The 17347-nt window shown below is 48.8% G+C and carries 15 protein-coding genes; 9 read left to right on the forward strand and 6 right to left on the reverse strand.

Features of this window, described 5'->3' with window-relative positions:
- Positions 1 to 31 precede the first annotated feature (31 nt).
- Together TH61_RS15785 and TH61_RS15790 are read right to left on the reverse strand one after the other, a co-directional pair.
- Positions 32 to 949 carry a DUF58 domain-containing protein gene (locus tag TH61_RS15785; RefSeq protein ID WP_066511433.1) on the reverse strand — a complete coding sequence of 306 codons (918 nt, stop codon included), beginning with the start codon at positions 947 to 949 and terminating at the stop codon, positions 32 to 34.
- Positions 930 to 1346, reverse strand: coding sequence for a septal ring lytic transglycosylase RlpA family protein (locus TH61_RS15790; protein ID WP_066511436.1), 417 nt, complete (start codon positions 1344 to 1346; stop codon positions 930 to 932). Before TH61_RS15790 ends, TH61_RS15785 begins: the two co-directional genes overlap by 20 nt.
- A 132-nt stretch (positions 1347 to 1478) precedes the next feature.
- Here TH61_RS15790 and TH61_RS15795 point away from each other — a divergent pair, with 132 nt between their 5' ends.
- The 4 genes from TH61_RS15795 (at position 1479) to TH61_RS15810 (ending at position 5534) form a co-directional block, all read left to right on the forward strand.
- Positions 1479 to 1814 (forward strand): DUF3276 family protein, encoded by a 336-nt coding sequence (locus TH61_RS15795; RefSeq protein ID WP_066512955.1) that lies wholly within the window; start codon positions 1479 to 1481, stop codon positions 1812 to 1814.
- 240 nt (positions 1815 to 2054) lie between these two features.
- Positions 2055 to 3152 carry a redox-regulated ATPase YchF gene (gene ychF, locus TH61_RS15800; protein ID WP_066511439.1) on the forward strand — a complete coding sequence of 366 codons (1098 nt, stop codon included), beginning with the start codon at positions 2055 to 2057 and terminating at the stop codon, positions 3150 to 3152.
- Between the two features lie 246 nt (positions 3153 to 3398).
- The gene (locus TH61_RS15805; protein ID WP_066511442.1) at positions 3399 to 4892 is read left to right on the forward strand and encodes an OmpA family protein; all 1494 of its coding nucleotides are present in this window, start codon (positions 3399 to 3401) and stop codon (positions 4890 to 4892) included.
- A 108-nt stretch (positions 4893 to 5000) separates the two neighbouring features.
- Positions 5001 to 5534 carry a DinB family protein gene (locus TH61_RS15810; protein ID WP_066511444.1) on the forward strand — a complete coding sequence of 178 codons (534 nt, stop codon included), beginning with the start codon at positions 5001 to 5003 and terminating at the stop codon, positions 5532 to 5534.
- A 135-nt stretch (positions 5535 to 5669) separates the two neighbouring features.
- Here the strand turns inward: TH61_RS15810 and TH61_RS15815 are convergent, their stop codons facing one another.
- Entirely contained in the window at positions 5670 to 7811 is a 2142-nt protein-coding gene (locus tag TH61_RS15815; protein ID WP_066511446.1) for a dihydrofolate reductase, read from the reverse strand.
- A 131-nt stretch (positions 7812 to 7942) separates the two neighbouring features.
- Between TH61_RS15815 and TH61_RS15820 the strand changes: the two genes are divergently transcribed.
- Positions 7943 to 8413 carry a DUF962 domain-containing protein gene (locus TH61_RS15820; protein ID WP_066511448.1) on the forward strand — a complete coding sequence of 157 codons (471 nt, stop codon included), beginning with the start codon at positions 7943 to 7945 and terminating at the stop codon, positions 8411 to 8413.
- A 123-nt stretch (positions 8414 to 8536) separates the two neighbouring features.
- Here TH61_RS15820 and TH61_RS15825 read toward each other — a convergent pair whose 3' ends face one another.
- Both TH61_RS15825 and TH61_RS15830 read right to left on the reverse strand, forming a co-directional pair.
- Positions 8537 to 11047: an ABC transporter permease gene (locus tag TH61_RS15825; protein WP_369796900.1), complete on the reverse strand. Its 2511-nt coding sequence runs from the start codon at positions 11045 to 11047 to the stop codon at positions 8537 to 8539.
- 182 nt (positions 11048 to 11229) lie between these two features.
- Positions 11230 to 11925 (reverse strand): ABC transporter ATP-binding protein, encoded by a 696-nt coding sequence (locus TH61_RS15830; RefSeq protein ID WP_066511453.1) that lies wholly within the window; start codon positions 11923 to 11925, stop codon positions 11230 to 11232.
- A gap of 147 nt (positions 11926 to 12072) precedes the next feature.
- Here TH61_RS15830 and TH61_RS15835 point away from each other — a divergent pair, with 147 nt between their 5' ends.
- The 4 genes from TH61_RS15835 to TH61_RS15855 all read left to right on the forward strand — a co-directional run bounded on the left by TH61_RS15835 (position 12073) and on the right by TH61_RS15855 (position 14261).
- Positions 12073 to 12750, forward strand: coding sequence for an arylesterase (locus TH61_RS15835; RefSeq protein WP_066511458.1), 678 nt, complete (start codon positions 12073 to 12075; stop codon positions 12748 to 12750).
- 304 nt (positions 12751 to 13054) lie between these two features.
- Positions 13055 to 13504 (forward strand): YhcH/YjgK/YiaL family protein, encoded by a 450-nt coding sequence (locus TH61_RS15845; protein WP_066511461.1) that lies wholly within the window; start codon positions 13055 to 13057, stop codon positions 13502 to 13504.
- A gap of 55 nt (positions 13505 to 13559) precedes the next feature.
- On the forward strand, positions 13560 to 13742 hold the full coding sequence (locus TH61_RS15850) for a hypothetical protein (RefSeq protein ID WP_066511462.1): 183 nt from the start codon (positions 13560 to 13562) through the stop codon (positions 13740 to 13742).
- Positions 13743 to 13778: 36 nt separating this feature from the next.
- Positions 13779 to 14261, forward strand: coding sequence for a GNAT family N-acetyltransferase (locus TH61_RS15855; RefSeq protein ID WP_066511464.1), 483 nt, complete (start codon positions 13779 to 13781; stop codon positions 14259 to 14261).
- A gap of 133 nt (positions 14262 to 14394) precedes the next feature.
- On the opposite strand, the gene TH61_RS18455 is transcribed toward TH61_RS15855, so the two are convergent.
- Positions 14395 to 17064, reverse strand: a complete 2670-nt coding sequence (locus TH61_RS18455) for a gliding motility-associated C-terminal domain-containing protein (RefSeq protein ID WP_157600742.1) — start codon at positions 17062 to 17064, stop codon at positions 14395 to 14397.
- Positions 17065 to 17347: the final 283 nt, after the last annotated feature.

Here is a 17347-nt window from a genome sequence, read left to right on the forward strand (position 1 = left end):
GCTGATTTCTGAAAATTAGGCCAAAAACGACTTACCTGACTTTCTGACGTTTTACTAAATACGCGTAAAGGACTTTGTCCAAAGGCTCCCGCAGGTCCACGGATACCAAATCTATCCGGTGCTGGCCACAACGCAGTTTCAGCTCGTTTTTGAAATGCTGCATGGCTTTCACATAAGCTTCCCTGATCTCAGCGGGCTGCACTTTTATTTTATCTCCTCCCTCTAGTCCTTCAAAGGTGAAGGGACGGTCTGGGAAAAGAAATTCTTCTTCGGTTTCTGCGTGGGTGATGTGAAAGATGAGAATCTCATGCTGCTGGTGCCGAAGGTGCTGCAGGGCCGTGAAAATTTCGTCCAGCTGCTCAAACTGGCTCATCATGTCCGTGAACAGAATTACCAGAGACCGTTTAGGCAGGGTTTGGGCAATCTGATGCAGCATACCGGCTACCCTTGTTTGTTTCTGCGGCGGTGCCTCCTTTTTAAGTTGCTGCTGCAATGTGAGCATTAGCGTGTGCAGGTGCGCGCCCGTTGACTTAATTGCCGATTGATACTCAATATGGTCTGAGAAGGTAGTGAGGCCCACGGCATCGCGTTGCTTTTGTAAGAGCGTGGCCAAAGCCGCCGCGGCCATGACGGCGTAAGACAACTTGCCGTAGTTTTCTATGGGATAGAACATGGAGCCAGACACGTCTAGCAGCAGTTGGCACCGCAGGTTGGTCTCCTCCTCGTACCGCTTCACAAACAGTTTTTCGGTGCGGGCAAACACCTTCCAGTCTATGTGACGGGTACTTTCGCCGGGATTATATAGCCGGTGCTCAGAAAACTCAACCGAAAAGCCGTGGTACGGAGATTTGTGCAGTCCCGTAATAAAGCCCTCCACCATTTTCTTGGCCAAAAACTCTAGGTTCTGCACTTGCCGTACGGCCTCCAGGTCAACTTCTATCCTGCTCATGTTTGGCTTTCTCCCCTTCCCAGTACGCCAGTGCGGCCTCTTTGCTTATGCCCGTGATGCGTACCTGCATGCTACCGGGCCCCAGGATTCCCAGCTCTTTGGCGGCAGATTTGGAGAGATCTATGGCAAAAGGAGACTTGCGGCTCATGCGGTCATTGATTTTAACCACCACCACCTGGCCGGTGCTCAAGTGCTCCACTTTCACATAAGTGTTAAGCGGCAGATAGGCATGGGCGGCGGTAGGAAGGTCTGGGTTGTAGCGCTCCCCACTGCTGGTTTTGCGTCCTTCATAGTGGCTGGCATAATACGTAGCCTTGCCCAATTGCTTGTACGGCTGGTAGCCTAGGCCCAAAAATGGCGTCAAGACCAACAAAAAAAAGAGTAGTTTTCTAAGCATGTCTGTCTGTCCCACTGGAACATTAGTACATTCGAATTTAACTATTAAAATTAATCTTTAAAATTTTTTAAAATGGAACTCTTCCTTTAAATTGGCTCCAACAAATACTAACAAGGAACCCTTCAAGTTATGGTGGAAGAGAACAACGACAAAGCGGAAATCTACTCACAACGAGTAAGAGCAGGAAAGCGCACCTATTTCTTTGATGTGAAGTCAACCCGCTCCAATGATTATTACCTTACTATCACGGAGAGCAAGCGTAAGTTCAAAGATGAGAACTACTCTTATGAGAAGCATAAGATTTTCTTGTACAAAGAAGACTTTGCCAAATTTGTAGAGGCGCTACAAGACACCATTGACCACGTGAAAGGTGAGTTGTTGTCTGAAGAGGCATTAGCGGACATGGAACGCCTGGAACAAGAGGCCCCAGAGACCGCCACCGTAGACGAAGAACTGAAGTGGGAATAACCTCTCCTTCTTTCTCCTCAAGCTCATGCCTCGCGTGAGCTTTTTTTATGCCCGTCAGTTTCCATATTTGAGCTGTTTTCCAGAAAATAAGCCAAAAACGCCCTCTCCTATTATCGCCAGAAAGATTACCGCTAGAATCCGTATATTTGCGGCCGTTTAGGCGAATTCCTGCTCCTTCTAATAAGGTAACAGGGCCTGATCAAATTTTCAATCTTTAGATAATCTACCAACACTTATAATATGGGACTTCGTTGCGGAATAGTGGGTTTACCAAACGTAGGCAAATCTACGCTGTTCAATGCCTTGTCAAACGCCAAAGCAGAATCTGCCAATTACCCTTTCTGTACCATTGAGCCCAACGTGGGCGTGATTACCGTCCCAGATGAGCGCCTTCAGATTCTTGAGGGTTTGGTTCACCCAGAGCGCGTGTTGCCAACCGTGATGGAGTTTGTGGACATTGCCGGTCTGGTGAAAGGTGCCAGCAAAGGCGAAGGCTTGGGTAACAAATTCTTAGCCAACATTAGAGAGGTAGACGCGGTCATTCACGTGGTGCGCTGCTTTGATGACCCCAACATTGTGCACGTAGCCGGTGGCGTAGACCCCGTGTTTGACAAAGACGTGATTGACACAGAACTTCAGTTGAAAGACTTGGAGTCTATTGACAAGAAGATTGCCAAGGTAGAGCGCACCGCCAAGTCTGGTGACGCTGCCGCCAAAAAGGAGTTTGCGTCGTTGCAACGGTTCAAGCAACATTTAGAAAGCGGCAAGAATGCCCGCTCCCTGGATGTATCAGAAGAGGACTTGGATGCTGTAGAAGACTTGAAGCTTTTGACCATTAAGCCTGTGATCTATGTAGCCAACGTTGACGAGGCTTCTATTTTGACTGGCAACAAATTTCTGGACGCATTAAAAGAGCACGTAGCCGATGAGAATGCTGAGGTGGTGGTGATTTCTGCAGCCATTGAAGAACAGATTGCTGACTTTACAGACGCCGAGGAAAAAGAAATGTTCTTAGGCGAGTACGGCTTGACTGAGTCTGGCTTGAACCGCCTCATCAGGGCCTCTTACTCCTTGTTGAATTTGATCACCTACTTTACCGCTGGCGTGAAGGAAGTGCGAGCCTGGACCATACAAAGAGGCTGGAAAGCACCACAGGCTGCCGGTGTCATCCATACAGACTTTGAGAAGGGTTTTATTAGAGCAGAAGTGATCAAATTACCAGATTACGTGGAGTATAAGTCTGAGGCAAAAATAAAAGAAGCCGGCAAAATGTCTGTAGAAGGCAAAGAATACGTGGTACAAGACGGTGATATCATGCATTTTAGATTCAACGTCTAAGTATTCATATTTGAAGATGACCATTCAAAAACGGAGAGCCAAAAAGGCTCTCCGTTTTTATTTTCGGCTTTTTCTAGTGAAAGACGGTGATAGATTGAGTTGGACAACGAACATAAATAGTGAAATTAATAACCTGCCCCTCTGCTACTTACGTACTAGGAATATTTATTATTTCAAAGAAATGGAAACATTTTCTTTCTTTTGGGGTAAACATGCTCATATTACTATATTCCAACTTTTAAAACTATGAAAAGAACCTTACTTAAAGCAACATTGGCAGGCGCGCTTTTGCTGTCCATGGGTGCTACCAACAATTCAATAGCACAGTCTGCCGACCGGCCTTGGGGACTATCGCTTTATGCAAGCGCCAATCAGGCTAGAACCAACATGCGTAATGATATCTGGGACATGAGTAACTCCTCTTGGGGAGGTGGTTTGGCCATTAACCGTTACTTGTCTCCGTCGTTTGACGTGGCCTTGCAACTAAACTATTTCAACTTAGAGCAGGACTCTCCTTCTGTAACTTGGAGAACCACTGGTTTAGGACCAGGTAGATTTGAAGATGAGATTGGTACTGCCAACCTTGCGTTCAAATTAAAAATGAACAACGGTAAAATCTTGAAAGAAGAGTCTTTCTTGAAGCCGTACCTGGTAGCCGGTGTTGGTCTACAGTACGCCAGCGTTGAGGCGTATCTGCCAGTTGGTATCCCTGGAGGTACTCGTCAGGAGAAATGGGATGAAGGCCTTCTACGCATGAACTACATGGGTGGTGCCGGTCTTGGTTTCAGAATCACTGACGGTATCAGCTTATTTGCCCAAACAACTTTAAACTACCCAACTACTGACCTATTAGACGGTATCTCTAACGAGCAGTCTGATGAGTTGAATGACCGCTATTTGCAGCACCAGTTCGGTCTATCTTTCGGTTTAGGTAAAGCCAAAGACACAGACGGTGACGGTGTTTCTGATAGAAGAGACGAATGCCCAGACACCCCAGCTGGTGTTCAGGTTGACAAAAAAGGCTGTCCTTTGGATGGTGACGGTGATGGCGTAGCTGACTACCTAGACAAGTGTCCTACTGAAGCGGGTACTGCTGCCCTAGAAGGTTGCCCAGACCGCGACAATGACGGTGTTCGTGACTCAGAAGATGAGTGTCCAGATCAGGCTGGTCCTGCTGCCACTCGTGGTTGTCCAGATTCTGACGCTGACGGCGTAGCTGACAAAGATGACAAGTGCCCAGGCACTCCAGCTGGTACAAGAGTTGATGCTTCTGGTTGCCCAGTAGTAGTTGACCGTGACGGTGACGGTGTTAACGATGACGTAGACAAGTGTCCAGATGTAGCTGGTACTGCCGCTAACTTGGGTTGCCCAGGCTTAGACGCTGCTGACAGCACGTACATGGCTACTACTCCTAAGATCCAGTTTGAATTCAACAGAGCCGTATTGAAACCAGTATCTTTCAACACGCTTGACAGAATGGCGACTATGCTAGGTAAGTATCCGCACTACAACTTGCGTATCTCTGGCCACGCTGACCACGTTGGTTCTAACGAGTACAACCAAGAGTTGTCACTAAGAAGAGCAGACGCTGCCAAGTCTTACTTGATTGACAAGAAAGGCATCAGCTCTGACCGTATCTTGACAGAAGGTTTTGGTGAAGAGCGTCCAATTGCTCCTAACACTACCAGCTCTGGAAGATCACAAAACAGACGTGCTGAATTCAGATTGTTTATTCAATAACTGAATCCATCATAAAAAACAGAAAAGCCCCGCCATTGGTGGGGCTTTTTTGCGTTTAAGGAAATAGGTTGCTCCATTTTAAGGGCTACCTTTTTACCATATGTTCCCATGACAGCACCACCCGAAAGAGAAGTTTGGCAGCGCGGCGCCCTGCCCGGCGTACCCTCGCTCCTGCAACCGGTAGCCCATGCCCTGCTGCAAGCCGAGGAGGAGATCAACAAAGAGATGAGAACCTTCCCGGAGAACCTACTGTGGGAACGGCTGGGTGGGGTGGCCTCTGTTGGTTTTCATTTACAGCACCTCACGGGCGTCTTGGACAGGCTCTTCACCTATGCCCAAGCACATCCCTTATCTGAGGCGCAATTACATAACTTGAGCCTGGAAGGAAAAGAGAATCCTGACATAACCGTAACAATACTGATAGAGACCTTTCACAAACAGGTAGAAAAGTCGATCGCTCAATTGAAGGCTACGGAGGAAGCTACCCTCTTAGAAGCTCGTGGAATTGGGCGCGCCCAAATTCCCACCACCGTCATTGGCTTATATGTACACGCGGCAGAACATACCATGCGCCATGTTGGTCAATTGCTCGTCACGGCCAGAATCTTGAAGAGCGTCTCTAGCGCTAATTCCGTAGATTAAGCAGTATCCGTTTTTAGCCTAATTCTTGGAAAATAGCCCAAAAACGAATTTGTAGGAAAAGAAAAAGCGCTTGAGAAATCTCTCAAGCGCTTTCCTGTTTTTAAGCTGTTTCCTGAAAATCAGGCCAAAAACGGCTTAGTTGTAATGCGGCAACAGATTGTAGGTATTGCCATATTCCAGCATCTGCTGCGTAAAGTTGGTTGGGTAGGTAAGGATCACGTCTACAATCTTACCGTCCTTCACCACAGGCGTCAGCTTAGGCTGGATGAAACCAGCATACGGTGCAATGTTCAGCTTGGCGTAGCGTTGCAACACTTCCTTGTGCAGAGTCTGGTCCACTTTCACGCCGTAGGTTTCTATGAGGTTCTTAGCGGCGTTGAAGTCTCCCTCAGAGGTGATGCGCTGCGTCTCTCTCAACAACTGACCAAACAAGCCTCTCAGCTTCTGGTAGTCGTTGATCTTGAAATACGTTTTCCCGTCTTTGGTCACACGCTCAATCACGTTGTCTTTCTTGCCTTTCTCATATGCCCAGGCAGCCACCATCTGGCGATTGCGCATGTGCGCCTCTTCCACAGTCTCACCTAAAGCCAAACGGGACAGCTGCGTCATCAAACCGCTTCTAATGTAGCCATCGTATTCGGCCTTGCCCACTTCCAGGGAAGGCATTACGCCTATCTCCACCAGCTTAGGGTCCATCACGTAATACAAAGCCACTAAGTCGGCGCGGCCTTCTTCAAGGGTGCTAGCGTAGCTTTTCAAAGTCTCTTTTGGTGTGCCCACCCCGGCGTTGATCTGCCCAGAGGCGTGCCCAATCACTTCGTGCATGTCGGTGTGCAAGTCACTGGCCAGGGACGAGTACTTTTTAGAGCGCTCAATTTCCTCAGGGCTGTAGGCGAACTCCGTCAAAACGCTTCCGCCGGTGTTGGCGGCCTCGTTGTAGGCCTTCACAATGTTGCCTAGGTTCACAGATTTTGAGCCGTGTTCTTTTCTGATCCAGTTGGCATTGGGCAGGTTGATCCCGATAGGCGTGGCTGGCGCGGCATCTCCGCCTTCAACTACCGTAGTAATTACTTTAGCGGTAATACCTACTACGTTTTTCTTCTTATGCTGTGGCAGCAATGGCGAGTTGTCCTCAAACCACTGAGCCTGGTCACCGATGGCCTTGATGCGCTTAGTAGCCTCCAGGTCCTTGAAAGACACTACAGACTCATAGGCGGCTTTAATGCCCAATGGGTCACCGTACACCTCAATAAAACCGTTCACCACGTCAGTGTTGGAGTTCACGTCTTTCACCCAGGCAATGTTGTACTCATCAAAAATGCGTAAGTCACCCGTCTTGTAATACTCCACCAATTTTTGAAGAGCCAGCCGTTGCTGGTCGTTTTCGGCCACTGGAATGGCTTTCTCTAACCAGAATACAATCCGCTTGATGGCGCCGTCATACATGCCGCCCACTTTCCAGACTTTCTCCACTACCTTGCCATTCTCTTTCATGAGTTTGGAGTTAAGGCCGTAGGAAATGGGACGAGGATCTTTCTTGTCTGTAATCTTGGCGTAGTAGTCTTCCACCTCTTTGGTAGTAACGCCTTCATAATAATTACCCGCCGAGGTCTTCACCAAGTCCTGCCCTGCCACTTGGTTTACCCGCTTCGCGGCAATGGTAGGGTCAAACATCACTGGCGTGATCCAGGCAATGAACGCATCTACCGACTCCCCTTTTTGCAAAGGAAGTTCGCTGGCTGGTAATTTCTTGATGGATTCGGCTAAGTAAGCCTTGCTGAACTCCGGCAAGAATTTGTTGGTAGAGTAATGGTGATGGATACCGTTAGAGAACCACACGCGCTTGGTGTATTCCATGAACTTCTCCCAGTCTGGCGAAGTAGACTTGTCGCGCTTGTTTTCTACTATGGCGTCAAGCGTGCGACGGATGCGCAGGTTGTGCTTGAAATTCTGATCATAAATGATGTCACGTCCCGACAGCGCTGCTTCATATAGGTAATACAGTAGCTCTTTTTGCTGCGTGCTCAACTGCTCAAAACCAGGAACGCGGTAGCGCAGAATGCGCAAATCGGCGAACTGGTCCATCACGTACTGGAAATCGTCTTCCAGCACCTGCGGCGGCGACGTTTGCGTCACAGACACCACTTCCTTCTGCGGGCTGCTCTCTGCGGTGGCTACATTGGCGGCGGCAGGAGAAGTGCTTGTATTTTTCGCGCAGCTTCCTAACAGCAAGGATGCCATCAAGAACGCTGACACATGGGAGGTATTCTTTTTCATAGAGTATGATATGAATGGTTGGTTAAAGATACTTAATTCACACTACAGCATCAAAAACCAAACCGGGATTGTCTGCTTGACTTTTTAGCTCCTGAATGAGTACCTTAGAAGGCAAACCACCATCCTAACCCATGGACTCCATCCACCATCTTTTAGACGAGTACGCCGAAAGCCACCGCCACCACACCAACAAAACCATTCATTGGATCTGCGTGCCGGCCATCATGATTAGTTTAATAGGTTTGCTCTGGTCTATTCCGGTGCCCACGGTGTTTTATGAATTGCCTTTTCCCATGAACTGGGGAGTGCTTTTTGTGCTGGCCGCCATGATGTATTATATAGCACTCTCACCCAGTCTGGCCTTGGGAATGGTGCTGGTGAGCTTCTTCTTTCTGTGGGTGGTTTATCAATTAGAGAAACAAAGTTCCTTGCCATTGTGGGGCATTAGTTTGGCGATATTTGTGCTTGCCTGGATAGGCCAGTTCATAGGCCACAAGATTGAAGGCAAGAAGCCCTCCTTCTTAAAAGACCTCCAGTTCTTATTAATTGGCCCGGTGTGGCTTTTGAGTTTTATCTATCAGAAACTGGGCATTAAGTTCTAATTTCTCGTTCCTGATTTTCTCACCTTATTTTGTCATAAAAGAGAAAGGCCGCAGTAATGGGGCCTTTCTCTTTTACCGTTTTTAGCCTGATTTCTGGAAAACGGGCCAAAAACGAACTTACTACTAAACGTCTGACCTCAGCACTTCCAGCGGCGGCTTGCTTACCACGGCTTTGCTGTTGAACAAGCCAATGAGCACCGTGAGCAAAGAGATGGACCCGAAGATGACCAGGATGGGAAGCACCGGCGGTGTGAACACCGTCTCAAATTGGAATTTGGCCAGGGCCCAGCTTCCCAGCAGGGACAGTACCACGCCCGTGCCTGCCGCCAAAGCCCCTAAGAAGAAATACTCTAAGGCCGTGATGAGCAGGATCTGTTTCCGGCTGGCGCCCAGCGTACGCAACAGGACGCTCTCTTGCATGCGTTGGTACTTACTAATGAGCACCGAGGCAATCAACACCACCAGCCCTGTAATGATACTGAACGCTCCCATGAACCTGATCACAAACCCGATCTTGTCAAACAGCTCGTCCATCACGCTCAGTATCAAGCCCAGGTCAATGATGGACAAGTTAGGAAACTGCTGCACCACCTCGCGCTGGAACATGGCCGAGGCCTGGTTGTTAGGCACCCTTGTCATGAGGACATGAAACTGCGGCGCGGCCTCCAGCACCCCCGCGGGGAACACTACCCTGAAGTTGGTCTGCACCCGGTTCCAGTCCACCTTGCGCAGACTGCCCACCCACGCCGGTATCAAGGCGCCTTGCACGTTGAACACCATTTTATCGCCTACATTAACTTTGATGCGCTCTGCGTAGCCTTCCTCCAAAGACACAAACACCGAGTCATTGGCCGCGGCCACGGTGCCTTTCCAAGCGCCTAGCATCAGCTTTTCTGAGGAGGTGAGCGAATCCCTGAACGTGGCTCGCAACTCGCGCTGGAAAGCCCTCGGCGAAATCCCCAGCGTGGAGTCCTTCTGCACGTCTGCCGCCGTCTGTCCATTAATTTCCTCTATGCGCATGGTCACGATGGGCACTTGCTGTAGGAGGGGCAGTTGGTGTTGTCTGGCCATTTGGTTCACTGCCTCACGCTGGTTGGTCTGGATGTCAAAGAGCACCATGTTGGGCTGGTTCTCGCTCGCCGACAAGGTGATTCTGTTGAGCAAGATGCTCTGCACAAAATAAAGCGTGCAGATAAACGCAGTACCCAAGCCGATGGAGACAATGAGGATGAGGGTCTGGTTGTTGGGCCTGTACAAATTGGCCAGGCCCTGGCGCCAGAGGTAGCTCCAGGAACTGGGGAAGAACCGGCGCACCAGCCACATGAGGACCCAAGCCATGCCCGTCAAAATCAAAAACGCCAACAACACACCGCCTGTAAAGTAAACCGTCTCCAATAGCGTGTTCATTTGCAGATAGGCAAACCCGAAGATGAACAACATAATCAGACCGTACACAGCCCACTTGAGCGGGTCTTTGAACAGGCTGGTTTCCTCATAAGACAAGCGTAAAGTGTTTAGCGGCGAAATGTTCCTCACCGACACCAGAGGCAGCAAGGCGAACAACAACGAAATGAGCAAGCCAAGTAGCACGCCCTGCCCAATGGCTAACCAGGAAATGCGCACCGAAATATCAATGGGCAGAAAGTCCTGCAGCACGGCGGGCAAGGTTTGTTGCACCAGCGTCCCCAAGGCCGCGCCAATCACAGAACCCAACAACCCGATGCCCAATATCTGGAACACATAAATGAGGAACGCCTGCGCAGAACTCACCCCCAGGCAACGCAGCACGGCAATGGTGGAGAGCTTCTCCCGGATGTACACATGAATGGCGCTGGCCACCCCAATGCTGCCCAGTAGCAAGGCAATGAACCCAACTAGGGCCAGAAAATCGGTGAGGTCTTCAAAGGAGCGGCCAGTCTCCTCGCGCTGGGTGTCAATGGTCTCCACCTCCAGTCCCTCCTCTTCCAGGCGCGGTTCCAACTGTTTGAACAGTTTGGCCATGTCGGTGGTGGGGCCGTATTTGTAATAGAACTCATAATTGATTCGGCTGCCACGCTTGGCTAATTTGGTCTGCTCCAGGTAACGCAAGGGAATGTAGACCACCGGCGCAACCGATGCCGAGATGCCCGTCTGCCCCGGCGCCTTCTCCAAAATTCCGGCGATGGCAAAAGTCACTTCGCCCACCTTGATGGAATCTCCTACCCGGGCGTTGAACTGCAGCATCAAAGTTTTGTCTACCAGTGCTTGTTTTCCCTCCTTAAAGGTTCTACCGGCCGCCGCAGGCGTGGTTTCTATTTTGCCATAATAAGGAAAATCACCTTCCAGCGCCCTAATCTGCACCAGCCTGGTCCCCTGGCTTTTCTGGAACAGCACCATGGAGACAAAATTCTGCTCCCGGGCCTGCTCCTCGCCCAAGGAATCCAGCAATGGTTGAATCTTGGGGCTCACGGCGCGGTTGCTGGAGATGACTAGATCAGCTCCGATGAGTTCCTTGGCCTGCTGGTCAATGTCATACTTGAGGTTATCCCCGAAGGAGAAGATGGCCACCAGCGCCGCAATGCCCAATATGATGGAAGAGATGAACAGGAAGAGCCTAGACCGGTTCCGACGGCTGTCTCTCCAAGCCATCTTCATAAGCCAAGGTAGGTTGAGTTTCGATTTTTGGATGCCAGACATTAGAGGCTTTTGTTAAACAGAAGCACAAGGCTGAAAACAGTCATTGTGCAGGTTTTCGGTTGATCGTTTTTGGCTTGTTTTCCAGAATCCAGACTAAAAACGGGTTTATCGTTTTTAATTACTTTTGCAGCAATAGGGGCTCAGCCGCCAAATTGGCCCACCATCTCATCAGAGACCAGATGGCCGCCTTTCACTTTGATGATGCGCTGGGTTTTGGCAGCTAGGTCAAGATCATGGGTGACTAAGATGAGCGTGGTGCCGGCCTCGCGGTTCAGGTCAAAGATGAGCTTGACAACTTTCTCGCTGGTCTCGGCGTCCAGGTTGCCGGTGGGCTCATCGGCGAACAAGATCTTGGGCTGGTTGGAAAAGGCCCTCGCCAATGACACCCGCTGCTGCTCTCCCCCAGACAGTTGGGCGGGGTAATGGTGGTGCCGGTCGCTGAGGCCCACTTTCTCCAGTAAGTCCAGCGCCCGGGCCTTTATGTTTTTTTCGCCGCGCAATTCCAGCGGCACCATCACATTCTCCAAGGCCGTGAGCGTGGGCAGCAATTGAAAGTTCTGGAAGATGAACCCCACGTTCTGGTTTCTTACCTGTGCGCGCTGGTCCTCAGAAAGGCCGTCCAAGGCGATGCCGTTGAGCTCCACTAACCCGGTGCTGGACCGGTCCAAACCGGCGCAGAGGCCCAGCAAGGTGGTCTTCCCGCTCCCCGATGGGCCTACAATGGCCACCGTGGAGCCGCCCTCTACCTGAAAGTTGACGTCGTCCAGCACCGTGAGGGTCTTGCCGGCGCTTTGGTAGGTCTTGCTTAGGTTTTCAATTTTTAGTATGGTCTTCACTGGTAATGGATTAACAGGATGGGAAACAGTCGGGATCTGAAATTAGGTCTGGCAGGCAAACTTAATGTTCCAATCCTAAGTACTAAAACCTCAAACCCAAGCGGTATGTTTTCTGTTACCTTAGGGCAGAGATTCTAATTAAACGCTATGTTACATAAAAACGTGTTCTTTCTGGGCATGCTCCTCCTGGCCTTGACGGGTTGCTCACAGAAAAATGAAGAACAAGCCACCCAAAAAAACACTGCCATGAAAGAGACTACCCCCGCGCCCACCAGAACCAAAAACATCCTTTTCTTTGGGAACAGTTTAACGGCGGGGTATGGGCTTTCTCCAGCAGAGGCCTTCCCGGCACTCATTCAGCAGAAAATTGATTCCCTGGGCTTACCCTACAAAGCCATCAACGCGGGGCTCAGCGGCGAAACTACGGCCGGGGGCAAGAGCCGCATAGACTGGTTACTGCGCCAGCAGGTGGACATTTTCGTATTGGAATTGGGCGCCAACGACGGCTTGCGTGGAATCCATCCAGAAGAAAGCTCCAAGAACCTGCAAGCCATTGTGGACAAGGTGAAAACCAAATACCCAGAGGCCAAACTCATGATGCTGGGCATGGAGGTACCACCTAACATGGGCGATGCCTACGCCAGTCAATTCAGGGTCATTTTTAGAGAGGTGGCCACTAAAAACAACATGACCTTGGTGCCTTTTCTATTAGAAGGCGTTGCGGGTATAAGGTCATTAAACCAAGGAGACGGTATCCATCCAACCGCCGCTGGGCAAAAGATTCTGGCAGAAAACGTCTGGCAAGAGTTGAAAGGAATGTTGTAGGAATTGAATCCTTTCAAGCTATATAATATTTCATGAAAACTTGTGGGAATGGTAGTTTAAAATAGATGCCTAAATCGGCTTTGCCGGGTATGACAATAAAACCAACTAGGACCATTGACTTTAAAGGCAATATGAAAGCGTTTTTGGCCTGTTTCCAGAAATACAGACCAAAAACGCTTCTTGGTTTTGAGCTTCGCAAAATTACCTGCAACTTACTTTCTCATTTTGTTTACCCAGTTTTGGTTTCTCTGCGCAAGATTACAGGCTTTTTCTCTTATCTCTGCTCCTTAACTTTGATATTCCTATGGTTTTAGATCACCTCCACAATGCTGACCGGTATACTGCCCTTCACCCTTTGTTTGAGCAAGCTTTTCAGTTCTTGCGAGAGGCAGATGTGTTGAATCTTCCTACCGGAAATCTGGAGCTAAAAGGCCAGGAGTTGTTTGCCCTTATCTCTGAGGACATTGGCGTTCCTCAAAATCAAGCTAGATTAGAGGCGCACCTAAAATACATTGACATCCAGTACGTGGTAAAAGGCGCTGACCGCATGGGTTGGAAATACCTGACAGAATGCAGCGCAGCCTCAGAACCGTATGTAGCCGAAAAAGACATTGCCTTTTATCCGGACAAGACCAACACCTGGCTAGATGTTCCTGCGGGTTCCTTCACCATTTTCTTCCCCACAGACGCACACGCGCCCATGGCCACCACCGAATTAGTCAGAAAGATTGTCTTAAAAATAGCAGTCCAATAGTACTCTAATTCACACACCTATACAGACTAGCATGAAAAGAAACACTCACATTCTTATGAGTCTTTTACTGGCTGCCACCCTCACTGCTACAGCTTGTGAGCAGAAAGGAAGCATTGAGAAAACCGGAAACACTACCACCGAGGACATAGTAGAGGGCGCCGATGGAAGTTTGGATTCCCTAAATTCTGCCGCAGATTCTACGAATACTATCTTCTCAGATACTCTCACCACCCAATAACACCCACCTTTCCTGTTGTAAGACAGCTCCTTGTGTATGGCCATCCAGTTCAGAAACCTTGAAGAAAAAGACAATCAGCCCCTCGCCCATCTCATCCGCCAGGTGTTCAGGGAGTTTAAGATTGACCGACCCGGCACCGTCTACACAGACCCCACCACCGATAACCTATATGGCTTGTTCCAAATACCAGGAAGCGCGTATCTGGTGGCTGAGGAAGAAGGCGCCTTACTAGGGGGTTGTGGCGTCTACCCCACAGCGGGTTTGCCCCCAGGCTACGCTGAGCTGGTGAAGTTTTACCTTGCCGCCCCTGCCAGAGGAAAAGGCATTGGCTATGAACTTTTGCAGCAGAACATTGAATTGGCCAAAAGTCTTGGCTACACGCACCTTTACCTAGAGTCCTTTCCAGAACTGGCCAAGGCAGTGAGCATGTATGAAAAAGCAGGGTTTGTTTCCATCGCGCAGGTCATGGGAAACTCGGGTCATTTTGCTTGTAACATCTGGATGGTGAAAGAGCTGTGAAAATTTCCTCCCTGCCACTCAGTGTATATGGGAGCAGCCCCCTATCGTCCAACTATCTTAAACAACATTAGATTAAGGAATGCTATTAACTTTCAAAGGAAAGACCATTATTAGATTTTTCAATTACTTCTTTTTAGCGCACTATCTCCACCCATCCTTTCCACTTCTGGCCGTCGGTGGCCTCTACGTTGTAAAAGTAGACGCCTTCAGCTAAGCCGTGTGCACGCCAATTGTTCTGGTAACTTTTTTCTTCAAAGACCATCTTTCCCCATCTATTAAAGACTTTCAGGGCAACGGGTAAGCAAGAAAAATCAAGCACAAAGTAATCATTGATCCCGTCCTCATTAGGAGTGAAAATGTTGCTGATTTGCTTTTGCTCATTAACCTGAGCAGTAGCTACCTTCTCTTTTACCGTACACCCACCACTTGAAGATACTGTCAGGTAAACAGCATAGGTACCTTTGGCTGTATACGTGTGAAGAGGAACAGCCTCTTTAGAAAACGTACCGTCACCAAAATCCCATAGATAGGTAGTACCTTCCTTTGTCAGGTTTTTAAACTGGATGGTAAAAGGAGCATACCCGACAGGCTGTGTAGCGGAACCACACAAAGATGGTTCAAAACCAGCATCAAGAACTGGAGAAGGATTTACCTTAATTTTTTTACTGCTTGTACTATAACAAGGGCTGGTTTCAAGCGCGTAGGTGAGAACATGCTCCCCCACTCCTGCCTTCTCAGGATTGAAGATGCCCTCAATACTCACGCCTCGCCCAAACCACCGTCCACCGACTGGGCTAAAATCTTGCAACATTATACTTCCAGCTGAAATACAAACCTCTTGATAGGGTCCTGAATTGGCGGAAATCCCGGAATCAATGACTGCGGCGGCAGCAACTCTGGCATTTTCACATCCAGCGCCAGACCTGAGCGCAACAAAGAATTTGGTTGTGGAGGTAAGTGCCGGCGTGGTAAATGAAGAGGATTTTGACACTAGCAACGGAGCCCCTCCATCAGGGACATTGTACCAAGCATATGATTGGTCCCCGCTAGCGCCGGTTGCCTGTAAGGTTACGGTACCAGCCCCACAGACGGCACTAGGGGTAACCTGAGGGATGCCTGGCAAGGCATTAATCTGAAGGTGGCTGCTAACCTCCCTTATGACAGGAGTTGGGGCATTCAACACCACCCTGATTTTGTATTTGTCCCCAGGCTTAGAACCACTGGGAATAATGGAAGCAACAGGGCTGTTTTTGCTTTCACCAATGGTTACAGGGTTGTTAAAACTTCCGTTTTCGTCAGATAACTGGATAGAGTAGGTAGCATCTGCCGCAATAGATCCATAGGCTGTAAAGGCTACCGGCAGGGAGGCGCCTGCACACAGCATATAATTGGACAAACTGATGGGAAGCAGGACAACATCTGCACTGGCACCCAACTTGGCAACGAAAGTGTCTGTGGCATCTATCCCCCAGTTGGTAAAATTAAGCTGTGTGGTTCCAAAATTAGGAGAGTAATTGAATATGCCTGTAAGGTAACAATTGCCCTGTCCATCCGTGCCTACGCCCTTCTTAGAAGCATATCCTTTTCCGCCAATCTGCTTGACCCAAATGGCGCTCCCTTCTGAGGTGAATTTAGTGACGTAAGAAGAACTGCCCGAATAGTTTGCCATAGTTAAATGGTCAAAGCGGACAGAGACGCTATAGTCTCTGGTACTATACACCCCGAACTCACCCACCATGTAAATATTGTTTTTGTAATCAACGGCCAGGTCCCATGCTTCAACGGTGTAATCACTTGCCCCTCCCACGGCTTTGGCCCATTGCACACTACCAGCAGAAGTATACTTGACAAAAAAGATATCATCAAAACCGGCTTCCAGGGCATACTGGTCAAACATGTGGGTTGTCCCTTTGGATCCCGCTATAATGACATTGCCCATTTTATCAAGAACCACAGCACGGCTACTGGCTGAACCTTCTGCGGCCTTTGCCCAGATCACGTTTCCATCTGGGTCAAACTTAGCCAAGAAAAGGCTTATTCCTCCAATCAGATTGTAAAAAGAAAACGACCCGAAATGAGCCGTGCCCGAAAAGTTGCCGGTAACATATACGTTGCCATTTGCCTCTACTGCCAGGTTGCCGGCCCTTTCAAATTCGGCTCCACCTGCCTTTCTCGCCCAGACCACGTTTCCCTGGGGGTCATACTTTATTAAGAAGATATCTATGTACTGACTTGTCAAGGAGAAGCCCCCAAAATCCACAGTGCCCTCAAATTGCCCCGTAACATAGCTATTGCCTTGCCCATCCACCCCTACATCTGAACTATAATCATAGGTCATGGTAGAAGCACCTTTGGCCCATGCAATTTTACCCAGCGGATCTACCTTCACGATAAAGAATCCAAAGGAACCTGTACTCTCTAGCTGAAATTCACCAAAAGAGCTTTGACCTTTGAAACTCCCAGTTATATAGGTGTTACCAAAAGCATCTACCGCGATCTTTTTTCCTTGTCCTCCAATATTTACAGCCCACTGCTCCTGCCCTTCCTTGTTGTATTTGGCCACAAAACCCTCCCAGGCAGTGTTGGCCGTCAAGGCATTTCCGCCAAAATCTGCCGTCCCTTTAAAATAACCAGTGACATAGCTGTTCCCAGCATGGTCAACCACCAGGTCATTGCTACCAGAGTTGCCGTTAACTTGTTTGGCCCATTCCCAAGATAGGGATAAGTCTTGGGAAGAAGCAGAAGTACAAGGCAGGAGCAATAAAAGGACAACTGACAGCAAAGGGTTAAAAAGTCTTTTCACTTATTTAATGTTGTTAAAGCAGAGGGAAATATCATGTAGAAGATGAGGTAGCCAGAACTTCTCAATAAAACAGACTGTGATCCTTTGTTAAATAGGAATTAACACCCAGTCCTATAGTTTAAGAATCTAATTAACTGAATATAAAAACAAAGCTACTACAACCCAGCCTTATTATTGGAAGCAATTACACACTGCCTATTTATTTTCAAAAAATAGCAGGCGCAACCTTATTAAAAGGACTGTCCAAGCCTTTAAGATCTTTAGACAGCATAAGGAAATAATT

The organism is Rufibacter sp. DG15C, assembly GCF_001577755.1.
Lineage (GTDB): Bacteria > Bacteroidota > Bacteroidia > Cytophagales > Hymenobacteraceae > Nibribacter.